12 protein-coding genes and 1 riboswitch are annotated in these 18,841 nt (G+C 49.9%); of the genes, 9 read left to right on the top strand and 3 right to left on the bottom strand.

Annotation, left to right across the window (positions count from 1 at the left end; all coding sequences use genetic code 11):
* From DWY84_RS16120 to uvrA, 5 genes are all read left to right on the top strand, one after another.
* Positions 1-852, top strand: an 852-nt coding sequence (locus DWY84_RS16120) for an ABC transporter substrate-binding protein (RefSeq protein ID WP_347560822.1), incomplete at its 5' end; no start/stop codon positions are given.
* Positions 836-3,040, top strand: coding sequence for an ATP-binding protein (locus DWY84_RS16115; protein WP_118534328.1), 2,205 nt, complete (start codon positions 836-838; stop codon positions 3,038-3,040). The genes DWY84_RS16120 and DWY84_RS16115, both read left to right, overlap by 17 nt.
* Positions 3,018-4,868 carry an ABC transporter substrate-binding protein gene (locus DWY84_RS16110; RefSeq protein WP_118534327.1) on the top strand — a complete coding sequence of 617 codons (1,851 nt, stop codon included), beginning with the start codon at positions 3,018-3,020 and terminating at the stop codon, positions 4,866-4,868. Before DWY84_RS16115 ends, DWY84_RS16110 begins: the two co-directional genes overlap by 23 nt.
* Before the next feature lie 47 nt (positions 4,869-4,915).
* Positions 4,916-7,822 (top strand): response regulator, encoded by a 2,907-nt coding sequence (locus DWY84_RS16105; protein ID WP_347560821.1) that lies wholly within the window; start codon positions 4,916-4,918, stop codon positions 7,820-7,822.
* 100 nt (positions 7,823-7,922) lie between these two features.
* Positions 7,923-10,757 carry an excinuclease ABC subunit UvrA gene (gene uvrA / locus DWY84_RS16100; RefSeq protein WP_118534329.1) on the top strand — a complete coding sequence of 945 codons (2,835 nt, stop codon included), beginning with the start codon at positions 7,923-7,925 and terminating at the stop codon, positions 10,755-10,757.
* 556 nt (positions 10,758-11,313) lie between these two features.
* On the opposite strand, the gene sdaAA is transcribed toward uvrA, so the two are convergent.
* From sdaAA to DWY84_RS16085, 3 genes are read right to left on the bottom strand one after another with little or no spacing between them, the layout of a single operon-like run.
* Positions 11,314-12,183, bottom strand: coding sequence for an L-serine ammonia-lyase, iron-sulfur-dependent, subunit alpha (gene sdaAA / locus DWY84_RS16095; protein ID WP_118534325.1), 870 nt, complete (start codon positions 12,181-12,183; stop codon positions 11,314-11,316).
* A gap of 21 nt (positions 12,184-12,204) precedes the next feature.
* Positions 12,205-12,873: an L-serine ammonia-lyase, iron-sulfur-dependent subunit beta gene (gene sdaAB / locus DWY84_RS16090; RefSeq protein WP_118534324.1), complete on the bottom strand. Its 669-nt coding sequence runs from the start codon at positions 12,871-12,873 to the stop codon at positions 12,205-12,207.
* Position 12,874: 1 nt separating this feature from the next.
* Complete coding sequence (locus tag DWY84_RS16085; RefSeq protein WP_118534323.1) at positions 12,875-14,095, bottom strand: dicarboxylate/amino acid:cation symporter; 1,221 nt, start codon at positions 14,093-14,095, stop codon at positions 12,875-12,877.
* Between the two features lie 186 nt (positions 14,096-14,281).
* Here DWY84_RS16085 and DWY84_RS16080 point away from each other — a divergent pair, with 186 nt between their 5' ends.
* From DWY84_RS16080 to DWY84_RS16065, 4 genes are all read left to right on the top strand, one after another.
* A complete protein-coding gene (locus tag DWY84_RS16080) occupies positions 14,282-15,238 on the top strand; it encodes a LysR family transcriptional regulator (protein ID WP_118534322.1) in 957 nt (318 codons plus the stop codon).
* Between the two features lie 81 nt (positions 15,239-15,319).
* On the top strand, positions 15,320-16,615 hold the full coding sequence (locus DWY84_RS16075) for a potassium transporter TrkG (RefSeq protein WP_118534321.1): 1,296 nt from the start codon (positions 15,320-15,322) through the stop codon (positions 16,613-16,615).
* Positions 16,616-16,643: 28 nt separating this feature from the next.
* Entirely contained in the window at positions 16,644-17,324 is a 681-nt protein-coding gene (locus DWY84_RS16070; protein WP_118534320.1) for a TrkA family potassium uptake protein, read from the top strand.
* A gap of 73 nt (positions 17,325-17,397) precedes the next feature.
* A complete protein-coding gene (locus DWY84_RS16065) occupies positions 17,398-18,447 on the top strand; it encodes a pyridoxal phosphate-dependent aminotransferase (protein WP_279220352.1) in 1,050 nt (349 codons plus the stop codon).
* A gap of 175 nt (positions 18,448-18,622) precedes the next feature.
* Positions 18,623-18,719, top strand: a riboswitch (purine riboswitch).
* Positions 18,720-18,841: the final 122 nt, after the last annotated feature.

Genomic DNA, 18,841 nt, shown 5'->3' with positions numbered 1-18,841 from the left:
GACCTAAGAGGTCGGGGTATCCTGCGCTGTTTTATGATGAAAGGAAAAATAGTGATTGCAAGCATTTTGCTTGCAGGTATTTCGGCGGGCATTCTGGCAGGGTGCAGAAATGCGGCTGTCAGTAGGCAGGAAAAGGAAGGGCCTGTTATCACGCTCGGCAGCGACAGCTATCCGCCATACAACTATCTGAATGAAGCTGGTATTCCGACAGGAATCGATGTAGAGCTGGCGACCGAAGCCTTCCAAAGAATGGGGTACGAGGTGAAGGTTGTCCAGATCAACTGGGAACAGAAAAAGGAACTGGTGGAGAGCGGGGAGATTGACTGTATTATGGGCTGCTTTTCCATGGAGGGACGTCTTGACGATTACCGCTGGGCCGGACCGTACATAGCAAGCCGTCAGGTGGTTGCTGTAAATGCGAGCAGTGACATTTATAAACTGAGTGACCTGGAGGGAAAGAATCTTGCAGTCCAGTCTACAACCAAGCCGGAAGGCATTTTTCTGAACCGGACAGATGAGAGGATCCCGAAACTGGGAAATCTGATCAGTCTCGGACACAGGGAGCTGATCTATACATTTCTTGGGAAAGGATATGTAGATGCAGTGGCTGCACATGAGGAATCCATCGTTCAGTATAAGAAGGATTATGATACAGATTTTCGTGTCCTGGAAGAACCTTTGATGGTTGTGGGGATAGGAGTTGCTTTTGCAAAAGCGGATGACAGAGGAATCTGCGAGCAGATGAACCAGACACTGGAAGAAATGCGCCGGGATGGCACATCCCTGAAAATCATCGGAAAATATCTGGATGATCCGGAAAAGTATCTGGAGGTAGATGATCTTGGAGATTAAGCGTAAGAAAAAAGAAAAACGGATCCAGATAGTCGGTGCTCTTCTTGGAATCTGTGTGGCAGCCACAGCTCTGTTTTATTTTTTTCATGTGGAAAAGGCAGAGGCAGAGAGACGGATGGTGGAGATTGTAAACTACGTCAAGGTGCAGTGCTCAACCTACACCCATTATAATGAATCTTCGGAATCCAAAAGCCTTCTCCGTGCGATTGAAAGTGCCAGACAGATGAGTGCCAATATTGATATGGAAACAGAAAACGGCGGTCAGCTGAGCCGGGAATTTTTGAAAGAGAATCTGCAGACGCTCTGGGTGGACGGGATCCTTATCCTGGATACAGAGGGAAGGACAGTCTGTGAATACAGCGCGAATGAGTCTCTGACCGATGAAATCACGGATTATCTGCAAAAAGACATTATCATGGATTTTGCCGGATATGAAGAACGAAGCTATTCGGAGCGGATAGCCAGAGCAGACGGGTCACGTATCGATATTGCAGCCTGCGCCAGAAAAGATGCACCGGGCATTGTTGCGATCTACTATTATACGTCTCCGGAATTTGTCAGAAACTATACGCTGACGATACAGAGCCTTTTAAATGGCTATAGTACCCGGAAGGACGGTACGATCATTGTGGCGGACAAGGGAAGCGTCATTGCCAGCAACGATGAGAGTCTGCTTGGACAGGATACCGCCGGCAACGAGATTGTGCAGGCAATGAAACAGAATACAGACAGCCGACACATATTTCATCTGAAGCATGAGGGAACCGGATGTTACGGGATCATGCTGAAGCAGCGGGATTATTACATTTATGCGTATCTTCCGGATACGGAGGTCTTCCATGACCTGCCGCTCAGTGTAACAGCGGTTGTTTTCTTTTATTTTCTGATATTCAGTGTCTTCTGGTTCTGGATATACAGAACCAATCAGGCACACCGCAAAAAGGAGCAGGAAAAGGAAGAAAAATATAAAGCAGAGCTTTTGAGGGCAGCAAAAAGGGCAGATGCAGCCAATGAGGCAAAAACCGAGTTTCTCCAGAGGATGAGCCATGATATCCGGACACCGATCAACGGAATCTGTGGCATGCTCGATGTGGCAGATCATTATGCAGACGATATGGACAAGCAGAGGGAATGCCGTACAAAGATCAAAGAGGCATCAAATCTGTTGCTGGAACTGGTAAACGAAGTCCTGGATATGAGCAAGCTGGAATCGGATGAAGTGATTCTGGAAGAAATCCCATTTCAGCTGGGCAGTATTTTTGAGGAACTCCTGGTTGTGATCGAGCAGATAGCCGCAAAACGGAATATCCGGATCGTGTGGGAGAAAAAAGAAGTGATACACTGGAATCTCATCGGAAGTCCGGGATATGTGAAGCGGATCCTGATGAATATCCTGACAAATGCGGTGAAATATAACAGAGAAAGCGGATGTATCTATATCAGCTGCATGGAAATCGCATCAGAACAGACAGGAATGGTGACCATGGAATTTATCTGCCGGGATACAGGGATCGGTATGACAGAAGCTTTTCAGAAACGTCTTTTTGAACCGTTTGCGCAGGAGCATGCCGGAAGCCGGACAAAATTTTCCGGAACCGGACTTGGAATGTCCATCACAAAAAAGCTGATCGAAAAAATGGGCGGAACGATTACGTTTGAAAGTGAGCTGGGAAAAGGCACGACCTTTGTGTTACGGATCCCGTTTAAAACAGATCCGGATGTGGAAAAGCGTGAAGAACAGAAGACTGCAACAGAAAGATCCATCAAAGGTCTGAAGATCCTTCTGGCAGAAGACAATGCGCTGAACATGGAAATTGCGGAATTTATGCTTCAGAATGAAGGGGCCTGTGTGTGTAAAGCATGGAATGGCCAGCAGGCGGCTGAGATATTCGAAAACAGCAGGCCGTACGAATTTGATGCCATTCTGGTGGATATCATGATGCCGGTTATGAATGGCTATGAAGCGGCAGAGCGGATCCGTTCTCTGGACAGAGAGGACGCAAAGGTGGTTCCGATCATCGCAATGACGGCAAACGCGTTTACAGAGGACAGGATCAGAGCAAAGGAAGCGGGAATGGATGAACACATTGCCAAACCGATTGATGTAAAATTGCTGGTAAAGGTGATCTGCAAATTAATTGGAAATGATTTCAGGGGGAGCTGTAATGAAAAAGAAAAAGTGGAATAGAGTTTTAGCTGTATTTTGGGTGATGGCTGCAGTTATATCATTTTTGTCAGGCTGCAGTGGGAAGAGCGCGGAAAAAGAAGATGCGGAAACGATTACTGTGTATTTGTGGACCACAAAGCTGTATGACACCTATGCACCATACATTCAGGAGCAGCTTCCGGATATCAATATTGAATTTGTAGTGGGAAATAACGATCTGGATTTTTACAGATTTCTGAATGAAAACGGTGGATTGCCGGATATTATAACCTGCTGCCGGTTTTCGCTGCATGACGCCAGTCCGCTGAAGGACCGTCTGATGGACCTTTCCACCACCAATGAGGCCGGTGCTGTCTATAATACATACATCCACAGCTTTACGAATCAGGATGGCAGTGTAAACTGGCTTCCGGTGTGCGCAGATGTACATGGCTTCGTAGTGAACAGAGATCTGTTTGAGAAGTATAAGATTCCGCTGCCAACCGATTACGAAAGCTTTGTTTCTGCCTGTCAGGCATTTGACAAGGTGGGGATCCGAGGGTTTACCGCAGACTATTATTATGATTATACCTGTATGGAAACCTTGCAGGGCCTGTCTGCGGCAGAGCTTTCGACTGCAGCCGGACGCAGATGGCGTACCGCCTACAGTGATCCGGGTAACAGCACAAAAGAGGGTCTAGACAGTACCGTCTGGCCGAAGGCCTTTGAGCGGATGGAGCAATTTATCCGGGATACAGGGCTGAGCCGGGAGGATCTGGACAGGAATTATGATGATGTGGCTGAGCTGTACAAAAGCGGTAAGCTGGCCATGTATTTCGGCAGCTCTGCCGGTGTAAAAATTTTTCAGGATCAGGGCATTAATACAATATTTCTGCCATTCTTTGAGCAGAACGGCGAAAAGTGGCTGATGACTACGCCATATTTCCAGGTGGCATTAAACCGTGACCTGACGCAGGATGAAACGCGCCGGCAGAAAGCAATGAAGGTACTGAATGTGATGCTTTCGGCGGATGCGCAGAACCGGATCATTTATGAGGGCCAGGATCTGCTAAGCTACAGTCAGAATGTGGATAACCAGCTGACGGAATATCTGAAGGATGTGAAATCTGTGATTGAAGAGAACCATATGTATATCCGGATTGCGTCAAATGACTTTTTCTCTGTTTCCAGAGATGTGGTTTCTAAGATGATCTCCGGAGAATACGATGCCGGACAGGCTTATCAGTCCTTCCATACCCAGCTTCTCGAGGAGAATACTGCTTCTGAACCGGTTGTGCTGGATTCACAGAAGGCATATTCCGACCGTTTTCATGCCAGTGGGGGCAATGCGGCATATTCTGTTATGGCAAACACGCTGCGCGGCATTTATGGTACGGATGTGCTGATCGCGACAGCAAATAGCTTTACGGGAAATGTGCGGAAGGCAGGATATACGGAAAAAATGGCGAGCGCCATGATCATGCCAAACGGACTTTCGGCTTACAGATGTGAGCTGAGTGGGGCCAAACTGAAAGAAACGGTCAGAAGCTTTGTGGAAGGCTGGCAGGGAGGTTTTCGTCCCTTTAACCGCGGTTCGCTGCCAGTGGTCAGCGGGATTTCTGCGGAGATCCGGGAAACTGCGGATGGTTATACGCTGGAGAAAGTGACAAAGAATGGAAAAGCAGTTCGGGATGATGATACGTTTACGGTAACCTGTCTGGCCATACCACAGCATATGGAAGCTTATCCGGCAGATGAAACGATAGTATTTGACAGAGCTGACAGCACGGTGAAAGATACCTGGATAAGCTGTATTTCGGATGGGGATGCTGTTCTTGCAGAGCCTGAAGATTACATGACTTTGAGGTGAGAAGAATGGACATTGGGAATCGTAATACGAACAGAGTGAAAATTTTTATGAGAAAACGACTCAGGATAGCGGTCTTTCTTGCCGTTTTACTTGGAATCGTTCTGACTGTTTTCCGGTATTTTGAGTTTGTATCGAAAACGGTTTATGAGGAAAGTGTTTCTCATTTGACTGAGGTTTTCCATCAGTCGAATAATGTGTTAAATGAGCTGACAAATAAGAACCTGACTTATCTTCATATGTGGAGTGAGTATCTGCAGAACACCTCCAGTGAAAGCAAAATCCGTGATTATGTGAAGAAAGCACAGAGTGAGGCAGGCTTTTTGTATTTCTATTTTCTTTCGGCTGACGGCAACTATAAGATGGTAACAGGGGAAACCGGGTATCTTGGAGTGCAGGAAAATCTGGAGGATGAGATCCGGCAGGGGAAGGATATCATAACAAATGCAGTAGTTCCCGGAAAATCCCAGCTGCTTATTTTTGCCAGCCCGCAGGCGCATGGAAGCTATCAGGGATTTGAGTATGATGCCATTGCAATTGCATATGAAAACTCGGATATCGTAAGTGTACTGGATATTTCTGCCTTTAACGGACATGCAAAGAGTTATGTGGTTCATCCGGATGGCCGTGTTGTGATCGACCATTCTTTTGAGTCATGGGGGAACGTGTATAATTTTTTGGGTGTCCTGAGAGAGCATTCCAATATGCCGGAAACAGAGATTCTGGACCTTGCGGAGCAATGGAAAGAGGAATGTACCGATGCGATGCTCGTAAATCTGGATGGCAGGGATTACTATCTGGTTTATGAAAAATCGAAGCTTCAGGACTGGATATTCCTGGGGCTGGTCCGGGCCGATATCGTCAATGCCAGCATGAACAATCTGCAGCTTGGTACGATGTTCCTTGTGGGTGCAGTCGTGTGCGGTATCGCTGCCCTTCTGATCGGACTGATCATTCAGAAAAGCAGGAGAAGTCTGAAGCGAAAGGATACGGAGATCCTGTACCGGGATGAGCTGTTTCAAAAGCTGTCGATGAATGTGGATGATGTGTTTCTGATGCTGGATGCAAGCACGTATAGGGCTGATTATGTAAGCCCGAATGTGGAAAGACTGCTGGGCATTACCGTAGAACAGATTCAGAAGGATATCTGTGTTTTGGGAAAACTGCATTCCAGGAATCCGGAAGATCCGAAGAAGAATTATCTGAAGGATATGCTGACACAGGAACAGAGGGAATGGGATTTTGAATATGTTCATCAGAAAACAGGGGAGCGGCACTGGTTTCATATTGTCGCAATGGGCAGTGATGTAAACGGAATGAAGAAATATATCCTGGTCATGTCGGACCGTACCTCTGACAAGAAAATGAATCAGGCCCTTGCTGAGGCAGTCCGTGCTGCTGAGACCGCCAACCGGGCAAAGAGCACGTTCCTTTCCAACATGTCTCACGATATCCGGACACCGATGAATGCGATCATTGGTTTTACGACACTGGCTGTAAGCAACATTGACAATCAGGACAAAGTCCGGGATTATCTGGGCAAGATCCTTTCATCCAGCAACCATCTGCTCTCGCTGATCAATGATGTGCTGGATATGAGCCGTATTGAGAGTGGAAAGATCCATCTGGAAGAAACAGAGGTCAGTCTGTCGGATGTCCTTCATGATCTGAAGACGATCATCAGCGGCCAGATCTATGCAAAGCAGCTGGATCTTTATATGGATGCCGTGGATGTTGCGAACGAGGATGTCTATTGTGATAAAACGCGGCTGAACCAGGTGCTCTTGAATCTTTTGTCTAATGCGATCAAGTTTACCCCGGCAGGCGGAACCGTTTCTGTCCGGCTGAAGCAGCTTTCGGGTACACAGAAGGGCGGTGCGCTGTACGAGATCCGGGTCAAGGATAACGGCATCGGCATGAGCCCGGAATTTGCCCAGAAGCTATTTTCGCCGTTTGAGCGGGAACGCACCTCCACGGTCAGCAAAATCCAGGGCACAGGGCTTGGTATGGCGATCACCAAGAATATTGTGAATATGATGGGCGGAACCATTGAGGTTCAGACGGAGCAGGGAAAGGGTACCGAAGTGATTGTCCGTCTGGCATTGCGGATTCAGCCGGAGCAGCACCGCACCGAGCGGATCGCAGAGCTGGAAGGTCTTAAGGCTTTGGTGATAGACGATGATTTTAATACCTGCGACAGTGTGACAAAGATGCTTGCCAAGGTCGGGATGCGTTCGGAATGGACCCTTTCCGGCAAAGAGGCCGTTCTCCGTGCACGCCAGTCCATGGAACTGGGGGATGCATTCCATGCCTATATCATCGACTGGCGTCTGCCGGATATGAATGGCATTGAAGTCACCCGTCAGATCCGCAGTCTGGGCGATGGTACACCGATCATCATCCTGACTGCCTATGACTGGTCGGATATCGAAGTAGAAGCCAGGGCTGCAGGGGTAACGGCATTCTGCGCGAAACCGCTGTTTATGTCAGATATCCGAGAGACGCTGATGACAGCGATCGGTCAGAAACAGGAGGAAACAGAGAATCCTGTTCTTCCGGCTGCAGGCTCTGATTTCAGGGGCCGATGTATCCTGCTTGTGGAAGATAATGAACTGAACCGTGAAATTGCTGTGGAGCTTCTGAAGCAATATGGATTCCGGATTGATACGGCAGAAAACGGAGCAGAGGCCGTGGAGAAGGTAAGGCATGCAGCGCCGGGCGACTATGATCTGGTGCTTATGGATGTTCAGATGCCTGTCATGAACGGATATGAGGCAACAAAACAGATCCGTGCACTCGCTGATCCGGCACTGGCGGGAATTACGATCCTTGCCATGACGGCCAATGCGTTTGATGAAGACAGAAAGCAGGCACTGGAATGCGGCATGAATGGATTTTTATCCAAGCCAATTGTTCTGGAGGAACTGATCCATACATTACAAAATAATCTGAGGTAAGATTGCGTAAAATATAGACGAAAATATAGTGGAGCTCCAAATGAATAATCAGTGCTGTCTGACACACACGAAAGAGGAGCGAAAAGAAAGGTTCACAGCCATGGTAAAGCAGTATATCAAGATTCGTGGTGCGAATGAGCACAACTTGAAACATATATCCCTGGACATTCCCAGGAATGAGCTGGTGGTGCTGACGGGCTTAAGCGGTTCGGGAAAGTCATCCCTGGCATTTGATACCATTTATGCAGAAGGGCAGCGACGCTATATGGAGTCGCTGTCCTCTTATGCGCGGCAGTTCCTTGGCCAGATGGAAAAGCCGGATGTGGAGAGCATTGAGGGGCTTTCCCCGGCTATTTCCATTGACCAGAAATCCACAAACCGCAACCCGCGTTCCACTGTGGGTACGGTGACGGAGATCTACGATTATATGCGTCTTCTGTATGCCCGCATCGGCATTCCTCACTGTCCGAAGTGCGGAAGGGAGATTAGAAAGCAGACCATTGACCAGATGGTAGACCAGATTTTACAGCTTCCGGAACGTACCAAGATCCAGCTTCTGGCACCGGTGGTGCGGGGGCGCAAGGGTGAGCATGTCAAGCTTCTGGAGCAGGCGCGCAAAAGTGGCTACGTGCGTGCCCGGATTGACGGAAACCTCTACGAGCTTTCTGAGGAGATTAAGCTGGAGAAAAATATCAAGCATAATATTGAGATTGTGGTGGACCGTCTGGTGGTGAAAGCGGGTATTGAAAAGCGTCTGACGGATTCGATCGAGACGGTTATGGGATTGTCGGATGGCCTCCTGATCGTTGATGTGATTGATGGCGAACCCATGAATTTCAGCATGAGCTTTGCCTGTCCGGACTGCGGTATCAGCATTGAGGAGGTAGAGCCGCGAAGCTTTTCTTTCAACAATCCGTTTGGTGCCTGCCCGGAGTGTTTTGGTCTTGGCTATAAGATGGAGTTCGACGAAAACCTTATGATTCCGGACAAGTCATTGAGTATTTCTAAGGGAGCCATTGTGGTGATGGGCTGGCAGTCCTGTACAGACAAAAACAGCTTCACCCATGCGATTTTAGATGCATTATGTAAGGAATACCACTTTGACCTGGATACACCGTTTGAGGAGTATCCGAAGGAAATCCAGGATGTGATCCTGCACGGTACCAATGGAAAAGAGGTGAAGGTGTATTACAAGGGACAGAGGGGCGAGGGCATCTATCCGGTGGCATTTGAGGGCCTGCTCCGCAATGTGGAGCGCCGCTACAAGGAAACCTTCTCCGAGGCATCCAAGGCAGAGTATGAGAGCTTTATGCGCATTACGCCGTGTAAGGCATGCAAGGGCCAGCGCCTGAAATCCAGCTCCCTGGCAGTTACGGTGGGCGGCATCAATATTTATGAGGCAACGGAGCTGTCCATTACCCGTTTCCGCACATTTCTGGATGAGCTGAAGCTGACTCCGATGCAGGAGTCCATTGGACATCAGATCCTGAAGGAAATCAAGGCGCGCCTGGATTTCCTGTTGAATGTTGGTCTGGAATACCTGTCCCTTTCCCGGGCAACCGGTACGCTGTCCGGCGGTGAGGCGCAGCGAATCCGTCTGGCAACCCAGATTGGTTCTGGACTGGTTGGTGTGGCATATATTTTGGACGAGCCGAGCATCGGCCTGCATCAGCGGGATAACGACAAGCTGCTTGCAACCCTGACCCATCTGCGTGATCTGGGCAACACCGTTCTGGTGGTAGAGCATGATGAGGATACCATGCGTGCGGCAGACTGTATTGTGGATATTGGACCGGGGGCGGGCGAACATGGTGGAGAGGTGGTGGCCATTGGCACAGCAGAAGAGATCATGCAGAATGAGAAATCCATCACAGGTGCTTATCTTAGCGGCCGCATCCGGATTCCGGTACCGAAGGAGCGTAGACAGCCTACAGGCTGGATTGCCGTGCGCGGGGCAGCAGAGAACAACTTAAAGAACATAGATGTTTCCTTTCCACTGGGCATCATGACCTGCGTGACCGGTGTATCCGGTTCCGGAAAAAGCTCTCTGGTGAATGAGATTCTGTATAAGGAACTGGCAAGAAAGCTAAACCGCGCCCGTACCATTCCGGGAAGGTTTAAAAAGATGGAAGGACTGGAGCAGTTAGATAAGGTCATCAACATTGACCAGTCTCCGATCGGGCGTACCCCGCGTTCCAATCCGGCTACCTACACCGGTGTGTTCGATATGATCCGTGACCTGTTTGCGTCCACACCGGATGCCAAGGCGAAGGGATACAGCAAGGGCCGTTTCAGCTTCAACGTGAAAGGCGGACGATGCGAAGCCTGCAGCGGTGACGGTATCATCAAGATTGAGATGCATTTCCTGCCGGATGTCTATGTGCCATGTGAGGTCTGCGGAGGAAAGCGCTATAACCGCGAGACACTGGATGTCAGATATAAAGGGAAGAGCATTTACGATGTACTGAACATGACCGTAGAAGAAGCCATGAAGTTCTTTGAGAACATTCCGTCCATTTACCGGAAGATCGCGACCCTGAATGATGTTGGACTTTCCTACATCCGTCTGGGACAGCCTTCTACCCAGCTGTCCGGCGGTGAGGCGCAGCGTATTAAGCTGGCGACAGAATTAAGCCGCCGAGGAACCGGAAAGACGGTCTATATCCTGGATGAGCCTACCACAGGCCTGCATTTCGAGGATGTCCACAAGCTGGTGGAGATTCTGCGCAGACTCTCTGATGGCGGCAATACAGTCATTGTCATTGAGCATAACCTGGATGTGATCAAGACTGCGGATTATCTGATCGATATCGGTCCGGAAGGCGGCGAGCGGGGCGGAACCGTCATCGCGAAGGGAACGCCGGAGGAAGTGGCAGAGAACCCGGTATCCTATACCGGAAAATATGTAAAACGGTATCTGACGGCAGCACAATAAAAATTTAAATCATGTTCACGAAAGGTCCGAAGCAGGCCGGAACGGTAGCCCGCTGCGCAAAATAGAAGTGCTGTGTTCGGACGATGTGGCTGACAGCCGTTTGCGGATAGTCGGACTGACCGTCCGCCTCCCGAAAACGTCAGTCGCCACATAGCCGGACACATTGCACTTTTATTTATGCTACGCGGGCTACCGTCCCGGCCTGCTTCTGCTTTCCTGGCTATTCTAGGGTAATAAAAAACACAGCCAGAATGGTACTGGTAAAAAGCTGGAAATCATGGCTTTTATCAGTACCCTTCTGGCTGATTTTATTTCTCTCGTAGCGGAGCCAATACAGTAGAAGCCGGTTATCCCGGCATTCCGCGGAGCATAAATATGGGTATACGTGTCCGGCTATGCAGCGATTGGTGTTTGAGGGAGGCGGACGGTGAGTCCGACTATCCGCAAACATCTGTCAGCTGCATCGTCCGAACACAATACCCATATTTTGCGCAGCGGTATGCCGGGATTACCGGCTTCGGACCTTTATTGCTATTGCTTTTAAATTGGTATTTTTTTAGCTGCACATATGGCAGGCGGCACATGCGGACGGTGCGGTGGCGCAGCCGCCCATGGCGGTTTCGCGCAGCTCGGCCGGGAGACGTTTGCCTACGGTGTACATGGTCTCCAGCATTTCATCGAAGGGGATGAGCTGGGTGAGACCGGCCAGTGCCATTTCGGCTGCAATCAGGGCATTGGCTACCCCGGAAGCGTTGCGGTTCTGGCACGGATATTCTACCAGGCCGCCGACCGGGTCGCAGACCAGGCCGAGCATGTTCATAAGAACGATGGCTGCCGCGTCGAGGCACTGCTTCGGGCTTCCGCCGAAGAGCTCTACGGCGGCGGATGCCGCCATGGCAGATGCAATGCCGACCTCGGCCTGACAGCCGCCTACGGCACCGGCTACGGTCGCATTTCTCATAGCCAGGCAGCCGATGGCACCGGCATTGAACAGGGCTTTGATGAGGTCTTCATCAGAAAAACTGTGGCATTCCTGCAGTGCCAGCAGCATACCCGGGACCACACCGGCGGAACCGGCGGTCGGAGCAGCCACGATGAGGCCCATGGAAGCGTTGGTTTCCAGAACAGCTACCGCGTAGGTGATGGCCTTTTCCAGTACATCACCGCAGATACCGCGACCGGCTGCCTGGTGGGAAGCCAGCTTTCCGGCTTCGCCGCCGATGAGACCGCCCATGGAGCGCACCGGGGTCTGGATCGGATTATGTGCGGATTCCTTCATAATTTCAAGGGCATGGGTCATGCGGCTGTGGGCTTCTTCCATTGGCATCTCGCCCTCGGTCATTTCTCTCTGAAGCATGATCTCGGAAATCGGGAGATTCTCTTTCTGACACAATTCTAAAAGTTCTTTCGCGTTTTTAAAATCCATGGTCTGTTTTCCTCCCTTCCCTTAAATCTGTACGACCATAACATCGCGTACATTGACATTGTCTTTCAGGTACTCCGCTACATCTTCCGGAAGCTTTCCGTCGGATTCTACAATGGTGTAGGCGGTATGGCCTTTTGCCTCGCGGAACAGGCGCATGAAGGCAATGTTGACGCCGCGGTCACTTAAGACCTTGGTGATGTGGGCCACAACGCCAGGCTTATCCTGCTGCACTACGATGACAGCGCTGTACTCGCCTGTGAAATCTACTTTCACGTCGTTGATCCGGACGATGCGGACTTTGCCGCCTCCTAAGGATTCTCCCCGGATGGTCATGATCTGGCCGTTTTTGTTGGTCATGGAGATGTCCACAGTGTTTGGATGAATCTCGGTTTCGGTCTCGTTCGGGGTGAAGGTATAAGCCAGGCCGGTTTCCTGCGCAATCTCGAAGGAATTGCGGATGCGCATATCGTCGGTGGAAAATCCCATGATGCCGCCGAGGAGTGCCCGGTCGGTTCCATGGCCGTGATAGGTCTTCGCAAAGGATCCGTAAAGGGTGAAATCTGCCCGGATCACGCTGCCGCCGATCATTTTCTGAGCCAGAAAACCGATGCGGGCCGCGCCTGCTGTGTGGGAACTGGACGGGCCGATCATGTTTGGTCCGAGCACATCGAAAACACTGATAAATGACATCTTAAGCCTCCTGAGTTTCTTTGATGATGAATTTGTGGTAAATGGTATCTACAATGACGCCGATGGCGTTATCGCCGGAAATGTTGCAGGCAGTTCCAAAGGAATCCTGGGTGATGTAAAGTGCAACCATGATTGCGCAGATCGGACCGTTCGGATCTCCGGCAGTGGTGCCGAATACCATATAGAGGAACGGAAGCGCGGTCATGATGGATCCGCCCGGAGCACCCGGGGAAGCAACCATGGCAACACCGAGGGTCATGATGAACGGAACAACGGTAGCCAGGCTGATGGGCAGCTGGTTCATCAGGCAGACTGCGGTAGCGCAGGCTGTGATGGTGATCATGGAACCTGCCATATGGATATTGGCGCACAGCGGAACCACGAAGTTACGGATCTGCTCACAGACACCGTCGTTGGCTGCGCACTGTAAGTTAACCGGGATGGTGGCAGCGGAGGACTGGGTTCCCAGTGCGGTTGCGTATCCCGGAAGCTGATTTTTGATCAGGGTTAACGGGTTCTTCTTGCTGATGGTTCCGGCAACGATGAATTGAATGGTGATGCAGATCAGGTGCATGGCAATGACAACCAGGAATACCTTCCAGAGGATGCCAAGAATTGCAAAGGTCTTGCCGGAAATGGTCATATCCGTGAAGGTGCCGCAGATGTAAAGCGGCAGCAGCGGGATGATGACATTGTGGAGTACTTTGTCAATGATGGAGGAGAAATCCTTCATTGCATTGTACAGGGTATCACCGATCTCTTTTCCACGCATGGAAGAGAGGCACAGGCCCAGGACGAAAGCCAGGACCACTGCGGACAAGGTGTCCATGACCGGCTGGATAGCGATGGTGAAGTACGGGGACAGAGAGACCTCTGCGGTAGCAGCAATCTGGTCCAGCGCGTCAGCACTCATAAAGCTCGGAAACAGGCTTTCCGCAACCAGGAAAGATGCGGAACCTGCGATCAGGGTAGAGCCGTAAGCCAGGGCCACGGTGATGAGCAGGAGTTTTCCTGCGCCCTGGGACAGGTCTGCGATACCCATGGTAACGTAAGCCAGGATCATGAGCGGGATGACGAATTTTAAAAAGTTACTGAAAAATCCGGACAGTGTGACAACAAGACGGCAAAAGCCCTCCGGCAGAAACTGACCGAATAAGATACCGAGGATGATCGCCAGGATCAGCTTTGGTACAAGCCCCATTTTGAATTTCTTTTTTTCCATTTGTAAATTCCCTCCAATAACAAAAATGTGAATCACTTGCTGAAATCTGCAGCAATTATATACAGATTTCATAAAAAACAGCGGTTGACGTCTTCGCAGGTGCATTATATCATGGTAGTATAAATGAATCAAATTCATAGTTTTTATGAGTATATTGAAAATAATTCAATTATAGGGAGGCGTTTTATGGAATTTCGTCAGCTTCAGACTTTTATTCAGGCTGCACAGCTTCAGAGCTTTTCCAGGGCGGCAGTTCAGCTTGGTTATTCGCAGTCGGCGGTGACGGTCCAGATCCGCATACTGGAAAAGGAGCTTGGAACGCGCTTGTTTGATCGGATGGGAAAGCAGGTGGTATTGACACCGCAGGGACAGAAATTTTTGATGCATGCGAACACGATCCTCTACGAGGTAAACCGTACCCGTCTGTCCATGCATGAGGATGAGGAGCTGAAAAATCCTCTTCACATCGGCACGATCGAATCGCTGTGTGCGGCCAAATTACCGGCTATTGTGAGTCGCTTCCGGGAACATCATCCACAGGTAAAGCTTCAGATCACGGTGGGAACCCCGGAAGAGCTGATTCGCATGATGGAGCACGATCAGCTGGATATCATTTATATTCTGGACGCGCCCAGGTGGAATGAAAGCTGGGTGAAGGCCATGGAAGTGGCAGAGCCGGTCGTATTTGTGGCATCCCCGGCCTTCTGGGCACAAAAATATGCAGAATGCGAGAATATCGGTTCAGTGAAATGGAGAACAAAAACAGTCGGGCAGGAAGAAATATCGGTTCGGTGGATAACATTGGACCAGATTTTACAGGAACCATTTTTTTTAACAGAGAAAAATGCCAATTACCGCCAGGCACTGGACCAGCATCTGGCCTCCTGCCACTGCTGCCTGTCCCCGGTCCTGGAAATTAGTGATACAGCCTTTATCATCCAGATGCTGGAGCAGAGCCGCGGCCTTTCTTTTCTTCCGCTGTTTGCGGTGCAGAAGCAGATCCGGGAGGGAACACTTGCTGCTGTGGAGGTGGATGACGTGGAAATATCCATGTACCGTCAGATCTTTTACCACAAAAATAAGTTCAGAACGCGGGAAATGGAGCAGTTCATCACCTTTGCGTCCGAGGAAGAAAACCATTGATGAAAAATTAATCCCATAAACGAAACGGTTATGGTATAATCAATGTTAATTTGTAAATTTATCTGACAGAAAGGCGAAGCTATGAATTTTCTAAAGAAACAGTCCCCGGTGCGGATTATTTCGCTGGGCTTTGCGCTGGTGATCCTGATCGGATCGGTGCTCTTAAGTCTGCCCTACAGCATACGGGACGGAGTTACGCTGCGTTACATCGATGCCCTTTATATGTCTACCAGTGCGGTGTGTGTAACAGGACTTCTTACGGTAGACGCAGGGGATACGTTTACGCCGCTTGGCCAGTTCTTTCTGTGTATGCTGATCCAGATCGGCGGTCTTGGGGTGACAGCGGTGGGAACCGGAGTGATCCTGGCCATGGGAAAGAAGATCAACCTGAAAGCCAGAAACCTGATCCGGGAGGCCGGGAATCTGGATTCCGGAAAGGGCGTGATCCGTTTTATCCGTCTGGTATTTCTGACTACGGTTACATTCGAACTGGCCGGAGCAGCATTGAGCTTTCTGGTATTTCGAAAAAAATTTCCACCGTTAAAGGCGGCAGGAGTCAGCCTGTTTCATTCGGTGGCTTCCTTCAATAACTCCGGATTTGACATTCTGGGCGGCGGTCAGAACCTGATTCCGTACCAGGATGACATACTTTTGAATCTGGTGACCTGCGCTCTGGTTATTTTTGGCGGCATTGGCTTTTTGGTGATCCGTGAAGTCATTGCAAAACGGTTCCGATGGAAAAAGCTTTCCATGCACGCCAAGGTGGTGCTGTTTATGAGCCTGGTGCTGACGGCAGCCGGCACAGTGCTTTTAAAGCTGACAGAGGATATTACCTGGATGGGAGCTTTCTTTACCAGTGTATCCGCAAGAACCGCCGGATTTTCTACATTTCCGCTGGGATCTTTTTCCGGCGCAGGACTTCTGACGGTCATCGTGCTGATGGTGATCGGCGCTTCTCCGGGTTCTACCGGAGGCGGTATCAAGACTACTACCTGTTATGTGCTGTTTGAGGGAATCCGTTCTTCAGCAACAAATACATCGGAGAAGGCATTCCGCTATGCGGTCCCGACTGACGCGTTCCGCAAGGCGGCAGTGATCACACTTCTGGCCATCGGTATTGTGCTGTCCGGAACTTATATTCTGGTGATTTTAGAGCCGGGCGTACCGTTTCTGGATGCGCTGTTTGAAATGAGCAGTGCCTTTGGTACTGCAGGACTTTCCACCGGAATTTCCGCGGGACTTTGCGATGCAGCAAAAATCCTGACCATTCTGATCATGTTTATCGGAAGGCTGGGACCGCTGACGATCGCCTCCCTCTGGTATTTTACCAAAGGTGAGCGGGTAAGCTATCCGGAAGGAAATATCGCGATTGGATAAAAATTGGAAAAGGGCATGGAGGAAAGCAATGTTCAAAAAGAAGAGTAATGAAAAAAATACTTACGGAATCGTTGGTCTTGGCCGTTTCGGACATGCGCTGGCTCTGGAGCTGGCAGCGGCGGGAGCAGAGCTTGTGGTGCTGGATAAAGAAGAAGAAAAGGTGCGGGAGCTGCGGGAGTATACGGAAAATGCTTACGTGGTGCATGCGCTGGATAAAAAGACACTGTCGGAGACCGGTGTGCAGAACTGTGATGTGGCGGTGGTCTGCATCGGTGAACAGCTGGATATTTCCATCCTGACTACGCTGAATCTGGTGAGCCTGGGGGTGCCGACCGTCATCTCCAAGGCCTCCAGTATGGAGCACGGGGAAATTCTGGAAAAGATCGGGGCCCAGGTGGTTTACCCGGAGCGCGACATGGCAGTGCGTCTGGCACACCGGCTGGAGGCAGTCCGCATGCTGGACTTTATCCAGCTGAGTGAAAAACTGAATATCTCCAAGATGATCATGCCGGAGCGTAGCGTAGGAAAAACCGTGGTGGAGGCCAATCTGCGCGGACGGTTTGGTGTCAACATCATTGCGGTGGAGAATGATGGAAAGCTGATCGAGACCATTACACCGGATTATGCGTTTAAGAAAGGTGATATTGCCTATATTTCCGGAAGCAAGGAGGCTTTAAACAGGCTCAGTGAATGGAATGGAAAAGCATAAGGCAGAGCGCAAAGGACGTGATGATCTCTTACCGCTGTGAGTGGCAGATATGGATTTTCAGCTTTAGGAGGAGATCCTCGCGGACTTCCGGTCGCGGATCGATCATGGGATTTTTGGCTACACGGATCCGGACCAGGAATACTTTGATGCGCTGGATCACTGGTTCTTCACGCGTCATGGCTACCATGTAGATCGGGAAACGGTGACAGTGGGCTGCGGCGTGGTATACGGCCTTGCCACCGGCGTAAAGGCATTTACAAAGGAGGGCGATGCGATCCTCATCCAGCAGCCGGTATATTATCCGTTCCGGGAAGTCATTGAGGATAACGGAAGAATTTTCATCAACAATCAGCTGCACTATGAAAATGGCCGCTACACAGTGGATTTTGAGGATTTTGAGCGGAAAATTGAGGAAAACAACGTGATGGTATTTCTGCTCTGCAACCCGCACAATCCGGTGGGACGCGTATGGACAAAGGATGAGCTGGAGCGCATGGGAGATATCTGCCTGCGTCATCAGGTGATCATCATGGATGATGAGATCCACTGTGATTTTGTGTATCCGGGACATCATTTTACCAGTTTCCGGACTCTGGACGCGAAATACCAGGACAGCCTGGTGCTGTATACTTCACCAAGCAAAACCTTTAACGTGGCAGGATTTCAGCCGGCAAACATCATCATCCAGAACCAGAAGCTCCGGAAAGCTTACCGGAAAGCAAATGCGGCAGCGGGCTACAGTCAGGGAAACATTATGGGGCAGGTTGCCGTGAAAACCGTGTATACCAAAGGCGCGCGGTGGGTGGATGAGCTTTTGGAGTATCTGACCGGAAACATGGAATATATGCGCACATTTGTGAAGGAGAACTTCCCAAAGGCGCATTTTGTGGAGCCGGAGGGTACCTATCTGACCTGGGTAGATTTTTCCGGCTATGGCTTCACCGATGAAGAGCTCGAGCATCTGATGGTAGAGGAGGCAAAGCTGTGGCTGGACTCTGGCAAGGTATTCGGACCGGAAACAGCACAGTTTGAGCGTTTCAATCTCGCCTGTCCGCGAGCCACGGTCGTGAAGGCAATGGAGCAGCTGAAAGCTGCGCTTGATGTGCATGTCAGATGGAACTGAAAATCCAGAATAAAATAGAAAAGGACATTTGACTTTTTTGAAACAAGATGTTAAAATTGTATGGGAAAAGGACATATGACATGCAAAAATCGGTAATAGTGCCGAAAATATGCCGGCTTTTTGAGAAGCTTTGTCCGTATACTTTCCATATTCCAAAGTCTATAATAACAACAACTTCATAAAACAGGTGACGATATGTATATTCTGGAGATGGGTCCAGAGTTTCTACCAACTGCCGTAAAGAGTTGACTACATAGTTACATGAACCGGGGAACCCCGGGAGTTTCATGCGACTGTGTGCTGCTCTGGAAAGAAAAAACCAGCAGAGAATTTCGCATGAGCGCGGAATTCTCTTTTTTTGTATGATAGGAAATTCCTCCACTCGGAGGAAACC

Source organism: Clostridium sp. AF27-2AA (assembly GCF_003478505.1).
In the GTDB taxonomy this organism is placed as follows: Bacteria; Bacillota; Clostridia; order Lachnospirales; family Lachnospiraceae; genus Brotaphodocola.
This window is presented reverse-complemented; position numbering and strand designations above follow the sequence as displayed.

Excerpts from the sequence above, each read along its gene's own strand:
- DWY84_RS16085 (WP_118534323.1), bottom strand. The coding sequence starts at position 14,095 with ATGGAAAAAAAGAAATTCAAAATGGGGCTTGTACCAAAGCTGATCCTG.
- uvrA (WP_118534329.1), top strand. The coding sequence starts at position 7,923 with ATGGTAAAGCAGTATATCAAGATTCGTGGTGCGAATGAGCACAACTTG.
- sdaAB (WP_118534324.1), bottom strand. The coding sequence starts at position 12,873 with ATGTCATTTATCAGTGTTTTCGATGTGCTCGGACCAAACATGATCGGC.
- DWY84_RS16105 (WP_347560821.1), top strand. The coding sequence starts at position 4,916 with ATGAGAAAACGACTCAGGATAGCGGTCTTTCTTGCCGTTTTACTTGGA.
- sdaAA (WP_118534325.1), bottom strand. The coding sequence starts at position 12,183 with ATGGATTTTAAAAACGCGAAAGAACTTTTAGAATTGTGTCAGAAAGAG.
- DWY84_RS16070 (WP_118534320.1), top strand. The coding sequence starts at position 16,644 with ATGTTCAAAAAGAAGAGTAATGAAAAAAATACTTACGGAATCGTTGGT.
- DWY84_RS16080 (WP_118534322.1), top strand. The coding sequence starts at position 14,282 with ATGGAATTTCGTCAGCTTCAGACTTTTATTCAGGCTGCACAGCTTCAG.
- DWY84_RS16110 (WP_118534327.1), top strand. The coding sequence starts at position 3,018 with ATGAAAAAGAAAAAGTGGAATAGAGTTTTAGCTGTATTTTGGGTGATG.
- DWY84_RS16115 (WP_118534328.1), top strand. The coding sequence starts at position 836 with ATGATCTTGGAGATTAAGCGTAAGAAAAAAGAAAAACGGATCCAGATA.
- DWY84_RS16075 (WP_118534321.1), top strand. The coding sequence starts at position 15,320 with ATGAATTTTCTAAAGAAACAGTCCCCGGTGCGGATTATTTCGCTGGGC.